Annotated in this window: 9 protein-coding genes; 8 read left to right on the forward strand and 1 reads right to left on the reverse strand. The window is 60.2% G+C overall.

Going from position 1 to position 11,772, the window contains the following annotated elements; translation table 11 throughout:
• Nucleotides 1–6: 6 nt before the first annotated feature.
• The 8 genes from K1X75_06420 (at nucleotide 7) to K1X75_06455 (ending at nucleotide 10,631) form a co-directional block, all read left to right on the forward strand.
• A complete protein-coding gene (locus K1X75_06420; protein MBX7057683.1) occupies nucleotides 7–429 on the forward strand; it encodes an MAPEG family protein in 423 nt (140 codons plus the stop codon).
• Between the two features lie 16 nt (nucleotides 430–445).
• Nucleotides 446–2,791, forward strand: a complete 2,346-nt coding sequence (locus K1X75_06425) for a M28 family peptidase (protein MBX7057684.1) — start codon at nucleotides 446–448, stop codon at nucleotides 2,789–2,791.
• Between the two features lie 141 nt (nucleotides 2,792–2,932).
• On the forward strand, nucleotides 2,933–3,475 hold the full coding sequence (locus tag K1X75_06430) for a hypothetical protein (GenBank protein ID MBX7057685.1): 543 nt from the start codon (nucleotides 2,933–2,935) through the stop codon (nucleotides 3,473–3,475).
• Nucleotides 3,472–4,692 carry a caspase family protein gene (locus K1X75_06435; GenBank protein ID MBX7057686.1) on the forward strand — a complete coding sequence of 407 codons (1,221 nt, stop codon included), beginning with the start codon at nucleotides 3,472–3,474 and terminating at the stop codon, nucleotides 4,690–4,692. Before K1X75_06430 ends, K1X75_06435 begins: the two co-directional genes overlap by 4 nt.
• 51 nt (nucleotides 4,693–4,743) lie before the next feature.
• Nucleotides 4,744–5,892, forward strand: a complete 1,149-nt coding sequence (locus tag K1X75_06440) for a glycosyltransferase family 2 protein (protein MBX7057687.1) — start codon at nucleotides 4,744–4,746, stop codon at nucleotides 5,890–5,892.
• Nucleotides 5,889–7,874, forward strand: coding sequence for a hypothetical protein (locus K1X75_06445; protein ID MBX7057688.1), 1,986 nt, complete (start codon nucleotides 5,889–5,891; stop codon nucleotides 7,872–7,874). The genes K1X75_06440 and K1X75_06445 overlap by 4 nt, the downstream gene beginning before the upstream one ends.
• A gap of 171 nt (nucleotides 7,875–8,045) precedes the next feature.
• A complete protein-coding gene (locus tag K1X75_06450; protein ID MBX7057689.1) occupies nucleotides 8,046–9,266 on the forward strand; it encodes a radical SAM protein in 1,221 nt (406 codons plus the stop codon).
• 78 nt (nucleotides 9,267–9,344) lie between these two features.
• Nucleotides 9,345–10,631: an alpha/beta hydrolase gene (locus K1X75_06455; protein MBX7057690.1), complete on the forward strand. Its 1,287-nt coding sequence runs from the start codon at nucleotides 9,345–9,347 to the stop codon at nucleotides 10,629–10,631.
• Between the two features lie 62 nt (nucleotides 10,632–10,693).
• Here K1X75_06455 and K1X75_06460 read toward each other — a convergent pair whose 3' ends face one another.
• Nucleotides 10,694–11,725 (reverse strand): glycosyltransferase, encoded by a 1,032-nt coding sequence (locus K1X75_06460; protein ID MBX7057691.1) that lies wholly within the window; start codon nucleotides 11,723–11,725, stop codon nucleotides 10,694–10,696.
• Nucleotides 11,726–11,772 lie beyond the last annotated feature (47 nt).

The following is an 11,772-nucleotide window of genomic DNA, read 5'->3' on the forward strand; positions in this document are numbered from 1 at the left end:
GGGGTCATGAATCCTTCTCTCCTATACCTGATCGCGGTTTGTCTCTGGTTCATGCTGCTTGGACTGGCGGTGGTCAGCTGGCGGGGCCTTGCCGTCCTCGGTCGCAAAAAACGCATCAATCAGTTCCCGGGCGGAGTACAGCATGGCGGCGACGCCTACTGGCGCCTGAATCGCGCCCATGCCAACACTGCCGAAAACTTGCCGCTCTTTGGCGCCGTTGTGCTTGTGGGCAATATCAGCGGCGCCGCCGGCGAGACCTTCGCCTTACTGGCCCTGGTTTACTGGTTGTTTCGCATGATCCAATCGGTCATCCACGTTAGCTCCGGTTCGGAAATTGCCGTGACCTTGCGCTTCAGCGCTTACTTCGTACAGCAGATCTGCGTTTTGTTGATGGTCTTCCAGATCTTGCGCCATGCCGCCTTGATCTGAGGCGGAGCAGAGCGCAATGCGCCGGGAACGAAGCGCGCACGTCGCGGCCCTGCTGCTGCTGGCGGTCTTTTTTTTGCTTGGGCTTCTTCTGCCTGGAATACACTGGCAGTTGCAACAGCGCTCGCTGAGCGCTTCTGCGGCTGACGGCGATCTGGCCAGAATCGACGCACTGCGCGCCCGCCGATTCTTTGTACGCTTCAATCATGGCTCGCGCGTTTCGGGCAGCCGCGGATTGCGCCGCGCCGGCGATGAGCTGCTTGCGGCCCTGGCAGAGGACGATATTCGAGGAGCAGTGCGCGGCGGTCAGATGCTGCTGGCCCCGGCTGCCGGTTTCGCGCAGCTTGCCGGGCTGCGAAATATTCTGGTCCATCTTCGCGGCCAGGGCGACGGGTCGCGGGCATTGCTATTGATGGCGCACTATGATTCCGCGCCTGGCAGCGAGGGCGCCAATGACGACGGAGCTGGCGTCGGCGCTATTGTTGCTGCCTTGCGCGCCCTGAAGGCAAGCGGGCGGATCTACCGCGACGCGGCCGGAGATTTGCGCCTGCAGGCGCCTGTGGACCTTATGGCGCTTTTTACCGATGGCGAAGAGCGCGGTCTCCTGGGGGCTCGCGCCTTCTTACAGGATGACGCTCTGGCCAATCGCGTAGCGGCCGTCGTCAATCTGGAAGCGCGCGGCGCTGATGGGCCGCCGCTGCTTTTTGAACTTGGCCCCGGCAGCGGCGGTCTGGTGCGCAGCGCCCTGCGATCGCCGGCAGTCCAGTTCCATTCGCTATCCGATCCATTGTTTGGTCTTCTGCCCTACGGCACAGATTTTGCGCCCTTCAAGAGCGCAGGCATCGCCGGCGTCAATCTGGCTTTCATTGAGGGGCCCGAGCACTACCACAATGCCCTCGACGCAGTCGCCTATTCCAACTTTGCATCGCACCTTGCTCTGGCCGGCGCCGCTCTGCGCATTGCTGAGGATTGGATTGCAAATGCGAACCCACAAAGCTCAATGCAGCCCGATCTGGCCGGATTCAGCCTGGGGAGCGGCGGCATTCTGCTGGAGCGTCGCAGTGCTCAAGTACTGAGCCTGCTGGCGGCATCGATCTGGCTCTGGATTGCATTCTGGCATCTGCGGCGCTGCAGCGCGGGCCGCATGCTGTCGCTCTGGCTATCTGTTCGCTGGCTAGTTCCGTGGATTGTTCTAGCGCTATGCTGGTTGCTGATCTGGCGAGGCGCTCAGGCCTGGCTCCCCGAGTTTGCCGGGCGTAGCTCGGGGGGAGAAATATGCACTGCTAAATGGTTGAAACCTGGACTTCTACTGGCCTTGATCGGACTTGCCTGGCGTTGGCGCCTGCGCTGTCCGGCCTTGCGCCAGGCAGAAACGGCGCGCTTCGAACGAGCCCTGATCTTCGGCATGCTGGCCTTGCTTTTCAGCTTTGACGGCGCTGCGGCTGCCTGGCTGGCGCTGCCGCTTGCTGCCGGCGCTCTTCCGGCGCAAGGCGCCCTGCGCCTTGCATCGCCGTGGCGAATGGTCGCCGAAAGCCTCGCCCTGGCGCCGCTGGCAATCAGTCTTGGCTGGCTCTGTTCCCTGCTCCATTTTTCCCTGGCGCTAAGTTCGATGTGCGGTTGGACTGCATTGCCGGCTGCGCTCCTGCCCTCGCTTGCGGCAGGAGCAATTGCCGAGCAGCAATGGCAACGGCGCAGCGCTCTGGTCTGTATCCTGGGAGGCGCGGCGCTTGCTCTGGGCTCGATGCTTGGCGCAAACGTCTCCTGCCCGTTGCAGGACAGCCTGATCTATTTGCAGGCCGGCGGCGAGGCGCAGTACGCCAGTTGTGATCAGCCGGCCGATGCCTTTGTGCAAAGCGTACTTGGCGCCGACTCAGCAGAGCGACCGCCGCTCATTACCGCGGCGCCGTTGTGCTGGCCCTTTGGCCGCGTCGGCGCAAGCCCGCGCTTTGTGGCGCGCGGAGCGCCGCCCCCCTTGCTGCAGTTTCAAACGGCGCCAGGCTTGCTCAGGCTGCGCGCCCAAAGCAGGCGCGCGGCGCCGCACCTCTTGCTGCGACTTCAACACAGTTCGCCGCTGGAATTGGAGTGGTCCGGAAAGAGAATACGCCTGCAGGCCCCAGACCGCTGGTATTCGCCGGCGCCTGGCGCCACCCTGCTGCTGATCAGCGACAGCAACTTGCCGGGCGGCGCCGTTGAGCTGCAGATTCGCGGCAGCGTGCAGGCCATCCAACTGATCGACCAGAGCTCGGGTCTCCCATGGGGCTTGCAGCCTGCCGGCCGTGCTGCGCTGCCAGGCGGCCGTTTTCCCTGGAACGACGGCATGATTGTTGCCGGCCCCAGATTCGCGCTTCCGGCGCTGGCCGAGTAGCTGCCCGCAACCCACGCCGGGCGCAAAGCGATTGACCCAAAAAGCCGGACCGGGCCAAAAGTGCCGTCGCGGGCGAACAGCGCGGCAGAATCTGGCGTCCAATGAACCGGCAAAGTTCCGTAGACGCTTTCGGAGTTTAGAATGTTAAAAATGCGATCCATCAGCGGCGCCCTGCTTTCCCTGGTCTGTTGCGCTTGCATCGCTTCGGCGCCGCGCGGCGAAGCTCTGCCGATCATGCAGGGCGAACTGGATCCGCGCATCCACAAGTTGATGGGCTCGCAGAGCGAACTCTACATGGCGCCGGACAGCATCCAGGCTTATCTGGTTTCCTCGGAACCCGCCCGGCGCGGCGACCGATTGGAAACCTTTCCAGTGCTGCAGCGCGGGCCGTTGCTGACTGCAGAGCAAGCGGGGCGACTGCAGCGCATGATGATCAACCCGCAAAGCTACAACTTTAACTCGGTCAAGAAGTGCCCCTTTTTGCCGCGTCTCGGCCTGGTTTTTTACAAAGGCGACGAGCGCGCGCACATCCTGGTATGTTTTTCCTGCAATGAATGGAGCTTTGGCTCCGGCGATCGCGGCGCTATCGAAGATATGGATTCGGTACGCCCGGAATTGCTGCGGCTGGCGCGCGAGCTCTTTCCTGATGACCAAGTCTTCCGCAGCCTGGAGGCGGCTCGATGAGAAAAAAAGAATCAATCACTCAACTGATTTCAGGCGCCTGTCTGGCGCTGCTGATTGCTGTGGCGCCCGCGGCGCTATCGGCGCAAACGCTGCACGCTGTTATTGCCGTGGATTCGGCGGACAGCAGCATTGGCGAGTCGGTCCAGAAGGATCTCGAATCGATGACCGCTCTGGCGCGGGAGATCAGCGCCAATACCGGCATGCGATTGAATCTGAAGCAAATCAGCGGCCGTCAGCTCAATGAAGGCAGTTTGATGGGCGCAGTTCGTGCATTGCGGCCAGCGCAAAACGACATGATCTTCTTTTACTATTCGGGCCACGGCTTTCGTCGTCAGACGACGCAAACCAACTGGCCGGTGCTGGCGATTCCGAATTCCGGCGGCATTGAATACAGCCGCATTCTCAGCGAATTGAGCGCCAAGAATGCGCGCTTCACGCTGGCCCTGGCGGACGCCTGCAATAGTTACATCGATCGTTCGGTGTCGCCGACTATGAACTTTCGGGCCTTCAGCGAGCCCAGCGCCAACAACTACCGACAGCTATTCTTGCAAAGTCGCGGCCGGGTCTTCGCCACCAGCTCCAAGCCTGGACAGTATTCTTATGCCTATGATGACGGCGGCGCCTTTACTCTGGAATTCATGAAGGCGTTGCGATCCGAGCTGAACGGACAGCAGGCCCCCAGCTGGGATCGCATGATGCGTCAGGCCGGTCGTCCCATTGGATCGGGGAGTTCCGTAATGAATCCGGTGGTGCAGGTTGCCTTGAATCAGTCGCCGGGCAACGTGGCTGACAACGATACGCCTCCGGGCCCGCCCGGTCCGCCCACGCCGCCGCGTCCCAATCAAACGACGGAGGATGAGGACGAGGCTGTCGATATTGAAGACGTAACGGAGTACGACGACTCCGACAGCGACGATGACGCCACGGAAGTTGGCAGCGAGGCATATTGCAACGAGCTGCGTGATTTTATGGGCACATTGCAGCGCATGGAATCCAACATGCCGGCAAACGTGAATCTCAGCCGGGACCGCACCCGTCGCGAGCAGTTGCGCCGCATGGCCGATCAGCTGGCGCAGATGGGCGGCGATGATCGCTATGGCGCGATTGTAGAACGGCTGTCAATTGCCGTAAAGCTTAACAATTGGTCCGGTTTTCGCGCCGCTTTTCGCGATCTTAAAAGTTACATGACCGGCCACCAGCGTCAACACTGCCGCTGATTGGAACATGACTTGACGGAGGCGGGCGCAACGAGCCCGCTTCCGGTCAGAGTGTCTACGCCCCCCGACGTTTCGCTGATCCTGCCTACCTACAATGAAGCGGAGAATCTACCGATTCTGCTGCAGCGACTGGCAGAGGCCCTCAAAGGACGTCGCTACGAGATCATTGTTGTCGACGATAACAGTCCGGATCGCACCTGGGATGCCGCCTCTCGCGCTTCGCAGGCCGACGATCACATTCAGGTAATTCGGCGATTTGAGGAACGCGGGCTTTCGTCCGCAGTGTTAACCGGCATGTCTGCAGCTCGCGGCTTGTGTCTGGCGGTGATGGACGCCGATTTGCAGCATGATGAGCGAATTCTTCCGCAGCTGATCGACCAGGTTCTGCAGGGCGAGGCGGACATCGCTGTCGGCAGCCGCGGCGCCGAGGGCGGAGACTACGGGGCCTGGTCGCGCCGCCGACGTTTGATGAGCTGGGCGGCCGCCTTTGCCGCGCGTCTGGCCTTGCCCATCAAGATGACCGACCCGATGAGCGGCTATTTCGTCATATCGCGCGAAGTATACCGCGAGACGGCTGAACAGATCAACCCGCGCGGCTTCAAGATTTTGCTGGAATTTGTAGGGCGAGGGCCGCGCTGGCGTATCCGCGAGACCGGGTACAGCTTCCGCAATCGTATTCATGGCGAGACCAAGCTCAGTCCCTCGGTCATACGCAATTACTTTGTTGCTCTCTATGATTTACGCTTTGGCCGCCTGATTCCGCCCTCCTTCCTGATGTACGGGGCGGTCGGCGCCAGCGGGGTTCTGGTCAATCTGATCGGGTTGCAGCTGGGCGAACTGTTGGGTTTGCCGCATTTGAAAAACGAAATTTTGCCCTACTTTGGTCCGATCTATCTGGCCGCAGTCCTGGGCTACCAACTGGCAATTTTGACTAACTATGTGTTAAATAACTATTTTACTTTCTGGGAACGGCGGCGTCGCGGTTGGGACAACGTGAGTGCGCTGCTTGTATTTCAGGCGGTCAGTATGCTGGGATTTCTGGTCTATCTGGCCGTCTTCCATCTGTTGCAGGCCAATGGCTTTCTGCTGGGCGCGCTCTCCGAGGAGCCGCGTCGTGCGGTGAATGCCATCGTCGGCACCCTGGTTGCGATGGTTACCAACTACTATCTAAACATCAGCTTTACCTGGAAAAGCAAATGAAGTTCGCGCCTGTCGCCCTCTGGCAAACTTCGCGCGCGATCGCTCTGGCCCTGACCGGCGGCGCGCTTTTTGCGGCGGCATCGACCTTTTTTGTTTCCTGGCGCATTTTTCAGTCGGAGTGCAGCTCGCGCGACGTTTTGCAGCCCGATGGCAATGTGCGCATGACCGAAGCGCTGGATCGTTACCAGGACTTGCGCGATGGTCGCGTACTTCGCACCCTGAGCGGTTATTTTTTGCAAGGCGACACCTGGCCGCCTTTTCGATCTACCATTGCCCTGGCGATCTTTGCTGCTGCCGGTCCGTCGCAGGAGGCGGATGCAGCGATTTCGCTTTTTTTCTACGGTCTACTCTACCTGGCTCTGGCGATCATTTTTTTGCGGCTGGGTCCAGGCTGGCTGAGCGGGGCCTGCGCCTTTGCCTTTTGCAGCGCGATGCTGCTGAGCGCAGGCGAGCTGCCCGCTTATTCTCTGGCTTCGATGCTCGAAACGCAGGGGATGTTCTTTCTAAGCCTTGCTTACTTTGCGCTTTTTGAACTGTATCGCAGCCCGCCGAGTCCGCCGCGCTGGCTGTGGATCTGGCTGGCTGTCGCCCTCGTCGGTCTGGCCGCTACCAAGTATCCATACGCTCTGATGCTGCTGGCCGCGGCGCTGGCTGTAGAGTTCCTGCGTTCGCCCGCGCAGCTTGCTGAATTTGTGGCTGGCCTGCTTGTCGATCGTTACCGCGGGCTGCGACGGCTGCTGGCGGCGGCGGCGCTGCTTGCCGTGCTGGCGATTCTTTTTGCAGGCAAACTGGGCTACACCGGTCTGAACAGCAAGACGCCGCGCTATGCAATCTGGCTAATTGCACTGGCCCTGTTCCTGGATTTGAACTGGGGATTCTTACGACAGCCTGAACTGTTACGGCGCGCACCGCATACGCTGCGCGCCATCTACCTGTGCGGCGCGGCGCCCTTTGCCGCCTGGATTCTCCTGCACCCCGATCGCTTCTCCAGTATCATTGGCGGGCAATTCTGGCAGCCGCCGCCGGGCATTGATCCTTCTTCGCTATTTCGCTCCTCATTCTTTGAGACCTTGTTCTTGCATATCTTTGCGCACGGCGGCGTTTTCCTGATTTTGCTGCTGGCGGCGCTGCTGGCCCTTGGCTTGCTTTTGTGGCGGGGAGGCGGGCCCGGGACAGAGCGCGCCGGGCAGTCCCCGGCCATCGAGACGCCGGCGCTCAGAAAAATTCTCCCTGGACGTCAGGCGGAGTCGGCAGTCAAGGCCCTGCATTGGCTGTCCGTACGGCTGCGTCCCTTGCGCCATCCGCTGGCCTCGGCTTTCTTCCTGATCTGGCTGCAATTTCTGGCGCAAGAAGTCTTTTCGCCTAACAAACAGGATCGCCACATCTACCATTTCCTGCCAGCGATGCTGCTCAGTTGTTCGCTCCTGGTGTTGCATACTTCTGGCTTTGTTCGTGATCAAAGGCTGCAGGGCTTGTTGCGCTATTTGCTCCCAACCGCCTTCGCCATTGCTGCTGCGGCGCTGGCGCTTTTACCGGGCGGAGCTTTGCGCAGCGACTGGGCCCGAGTCGACGGACGCCAGTTCTGCTTTACAGGGCGCGAGGCGCAGCTTTTCGAACCTGCGCGCTGGACAGTACGACAGCTTGAGGCGGGGCGGCGAACGATCGTGCTCAACTGGATGCATGGCGCGCCCATTTCCCGCGGACAGCGCGAGCAGGGCAGTGAGATCGACCTGTTGCTTCGCGTCGCCGCAATCCAGGCCGGAGGCGCAGTGCGCAACGATAGCCGCTTTCTGTGGAAGGACTGGAGCGAGTTTGATCGATTGCTGGCCGTGACGCCGCTCTGTGACGCCGCGCAGACGCAGGCGCGCGTTGCACGGCGCGCAGCCCAGGTTGGAGCGGCCTTCGAGCTGTTGCGCAGCGCAAGAGAGCCGGGGGGCAGAATCTGCAGCTACGAGTTTGCCCTGAGCGTTCCGGGATTGTGATTGCTCTGATCGGGGCGTCGCCGACGCGTCTGGAACTGCCAGGCCGCAAAAAGCCCTGCGGTTTTAGTCGACATCTGGCGCGCGCACTCCGTTCTTGCAGGCAGGCCTGTTCCTGGCGAAGCGCGGCAAACGGCCGACGCCGGGCAGGCCACAGGGCCGGCGGAGGTACCTATGTCAAAGGCAGAAATGGCGCGCTACTTGCCGAAGTTGATCAGCAAGCGCAACAGCATGCCCTTGTACATCACCTGGTTTGTTACCAATCGCTGTAACCTGTTCTGCGAGCACTGCTTCTACAGCGCCGAATTGAATCAGCCCTCGCAGGAATTGAGCCTCGAGGAAGTCGAGCGCTTCACCGCCACCATGGACCCCTTTCCGGTCTTGCTCTACAGCGGCGGCGAGCCCTTCATGCGTAAGGATCTGGCGGAGGTCACGCACGCTTTCTACCGCAACTGTCAGATCAAATACCTCAGCATCCCCACCAACGGCACCTTTCTCAAGCCAACGGAGGAGATTGCATCGCGCATGCTGGAGCTCTGCCCGGATGCCACTATCGTTCTAAATTTTTCCATCGATGGATTGGAACCGGAGCACAACCGCATCCGCGGCTCCAACAAGTCTTTCGCCAACGTGTTGCGCACATTCCATCACATGAAGGCCCTGAAGCAAAAATACAAAAACCTGCGCACTGGCTTTGTCTGTACCTTCACTGCAACCAACCAGGACACCATTCACAGCCTCTACGATTTCTTGAAGCAGCAGGGGCCGGACAATATTTCCATTAACCTGATTCGCGGTACGCCCAAAGTGCCGCAAACCAAGAATATCGACTTAGCGCGCTTCAAGGAAATCACGCAGCGCGTTCAGGCGGACCTGGAGAATTCCTCGCTGCCCGGCTATGATGAATTTTTGGCCGCCATGTCGCACAAGAAGTACGACATGGTAATCAGGACCTATGAGGACAACGCCTTCCAATCCATCTGCTACGCTTCGCAGATTGCCGGCGTTATCTATCCCAATGGCGATGTCTACCCCTGTGAATTGCTGGATAGTTCCAGAATGATCGGGAATATTCGCGATTTTGGGCTGGACTTTCGCAAGTTGTGGAAGAGCCAGCGCAACCGTGAAATCGCCGACTGGATCGTTGATACGAAATGTTTTTGTACGCATGAGTGCAACGTACATTGCAACACCGCCTTCAATCCGAAGCTATTTACGCAAATTGCGGCCAGCGCGGCGTTGCGCAAGGCGCGCAGTATCTTTGTTTCGCGTCCCGCTCCGCCGGCCGGGCCGCAGCTGCAGCCGGACGCCGCATTGGAGTCGGGCATGGCCCTTGGCCACGAACATCACGCCCAGGCCGAAGAAACTCCGGTAGCGCCTGGCTCGCATCGCTGAGCTTCAACACAGGCGGCGAATGCTGGCGCGCCAGGGGATTGAGCAAGGCGAGTAAAGCGGACGAGAGGAAGAATTGGCATGGTGAAACAAATGACCTCAGGCGCCTTTCAAGCCGGTAAGCTTGCCGTCAGCGCCGCAGACTGGAGCGCTGGATTTGCACTGCAGGGCGTGCGCCAACTGCTTTCAGCTTCACTGAGCTGGGGTGCTGCGGGCCTGCGCGCTGCAGCGGCGGCAGCAGAAGCGGCGCCCGGGGCCGCCGGTCTTGCCGATGCTGCCGAAAAGGCCGCGCAGTCCCTGCAGCAAGCCCATGACTCGGCCGACGCCGGTCTATCGCGCGCCATCCAGACGGTTGGCCTTTCCATGCGGCGCGCCCTGGATGCAGTGGAAGGAGCTGATGGCGCGCTGCATCGCGCGCTTTTTGAAGACATTCGCGTCTCCAGTATCCTCGGGCGGTCCTTTGGCGGCATAACCGAGGTCTCTTCGATTGAGGCATCCTTTCGACTTGCCGGCCGCGACGTTTCCATCGACGAGCTGGTCGCCGACTTTCAGCGCAGCGCATTACCGTCGGCTGCCATTTGCGTACCCGGTTTGTTTTGTGATGAAACGCTATGGGATGGAGAGGCCGGCGCCGGCGCAGCCAACGCCAGCCTCAGCGACGAAATGCGTCAGGCCGGATACTACCCGCTGATGCTTCGTTTCAATCCGGGGCTGCATATTTCCGAAAATGGGGCGCACCTGCTGCGGTTGATGGAGTCATTACTGCAATCGGAGACATTTCGTACGCAGCAACTGATTGCGATTACCTACAGTCAGGGCGGATTGATTCTGCGCAGCGCTCTGTTACAGTCCAGGAAGGATGGAAGAAATCTACACCAACGATTGCAGCGCGCGCTGCTGGCGGCCTCGCCTGATGGCGGTTCCTATATCGAAAAAATAGGCTTCTGGTTGGGCATGGCTCTGGGGGCCGTGCCAGCGCCTGGCATGCAGGCCGTCGCCTGGGTTGCCGATCAGCGCAGCGATGGCATCAAAGATCTTTCGCACGGGATCATCCGTCAGGAGGACTGGCAGGAGGGCGGGCAGCTAGAACGTTACGGCGCTCAACGCTACTTTGGCGAGCTTGATGAGATCGATGCCTACCAGGTCTACAGTCTGACCGCCGCCAAAGGCGAGCTCTGGACCGCCTGGTGGGGAGATGGCATTTGTGAAGAAGCCAGTCTCAAGGCAATCAGCGATCTGGCCTACCGGAAGCGCGCCGATGGCATAGAGCGTGTGACCGTGCTATACGGCGTATCGCACTTCCAACTGCTCGGTTCAGAAGGCTATCTGCAATGTCTGCGGCGTTTCTTGAAGTCCAAATCGGCTTAGCGCCTGCTGTCGGCCGCAGCGCCAGTGGCATGGCGCTTCATTGATTTTTCCCGGGCTTCCTATCATAACGGTCGCGCGTCTGCATTGCGCGGATTGAAGACGCGCACGTCGACGCGATAGCGTTCCGGTTCATGGTAGATGCCGCGAAAGATTCCGTAGCGAAGCAAGCCGTAGACCATGCCCAGCGCATAGCTCAGGTGGTGAACTGGATAGAGCAGAAGCGTCAGCAGCGTCACTGCTGCACTCTGACAGCGTCCCAGCGCCGCGCCCGCCGACCAGAAGGCCAGTGCGCTGTAGAGCGCCAGCGGAGCGGCATAGAGCCATTTCCAGAGAGGGGCTACAGGCAGGAGCATCGCCAGCGGAAGACTGAGCAGATAGAGTGCAAAGGCAAGCGGCGCCAGAAAAATCATCTCGAAGGCGTGCGGTTTGATCAAGAAGTGTTCGACTCTGCTCTTGCCGTACTTTGCAATCTGGTTGCTGAACTGTCGAAGACTGCTGCGCTGGCTGCGGTACACCGGAATGTCCGGATCATAAATCAGGCGATTGCCGTCGGCCGCAAGGCGGTTGATCAGCTCGTTTTCTTCGTTGCCTGAGTGAAAATTTGTATTGAAGCCGCCAGCCTTGCGTACCGCCGATGTGCGCATGCTCTGATTGCAAAGGATCAATTCTCGCTCGTTGCTGTCGCGGCGTTCGCCAATGGACATGTAACGGGCGCGGATACCCGCTGTGGCAAAGCTCGATTGGAAGATCTGACCAAAGGCCCGCTGCAGGCGCGTGTCGCTGGCAGGGGTCAGCGATGGCCCGCCGATGGTCGCGATGCGCGGGTCCGCCGCGTACATGGCCAGGTGCTTGCGAACATACTTCTCGTCCGGAATGATGACATCGTTATCCAGAAAAAAAATAAAATCGCCGCTGCAGCGATTCAATCCCTCATTGCGCTGCACCGAGCGGTGGCGGCCAACGCACACTACGATTTCGATCTTCGCAGCGGGATAATCCTGGCGGCGAATGGAATCCAGACTCAGCTGGTATTCCCCGCCAGGCGGAATCGGAATCAGGAAGCTAATTTTCGGTAGTTGCTTAGCGGAAGCCATATCGGGAAGCCGCCTCCGCCGCTTTTTCTGCTGGTCGGGCGGCGCTG

Source organism: Leptospirales bacterium, assembly GCA_019694655.1.
Lineage (GTDB): Bacteria > Spirochaetota > Leptospiria > Leptospirales > Leptonemataceae > SSF53.

Excerpts from the sequence above, each read along its gene's own strand:
- K1X75_06420 (MBX7057683.1), top strand. The coding sequence starts at position 7 with ATGAATCCTTCTCTCCTATACCTGATCGCGGTTTGTCTCTGGTTCATG.
- K1X75_06425 (MBX7057684.1), top strand. The coding sequence starts at position 446 with ATGCGCCGGGAACGAAGCGCGCACGTCGCGGCCCTGCTGCTGCTGGCG.
- K1X75_06430 (MBX7057685.1), top strand. The coding sequence starts at position 2,933 with ATGTTAAAAATGCGATCCATCAGCGGCGCCCTGCTTTCCCTGGTCTGT.
- K1X75_06435 (MBX7057686.1), top strand. The coding sequence starts at position 3,472 with ATGAGAAAAAAAGAATCAATCACTCAACTGATTTCAGGCGCCTGTCTG.
- K1X75_06445 (MBX7057688.1), top strand. The coding sequence starts at position 5,889 with ATGAAGTTCGCGCCTGTCGCCCTCTGGCAAACTTCGCGCGCGATCGCT.
- K1X75_06450 (MBX7057689.1), top strand. The coding sequence starts at position 8,046 with ATGTCAAAGGCAGAAATGGCGCGCTACTTGCCGAAGTTGATCAGCAAG.
- K1X75_06455 (MBX7057690.1), top strand. The coding sequence starts at position 9,345 with ATGGTGAAACAAATGACCTCAGGCGCCTTTCAAGCCGGTAAGCTTGCC.
- K1X75_06460 (MBX7057691.1), bottom strand. The coding sequence starts at position 11,725 with ATGGCTTCCGCTAAGCAACTACCGAAAATTAGCTTCCTGATTCCGATT.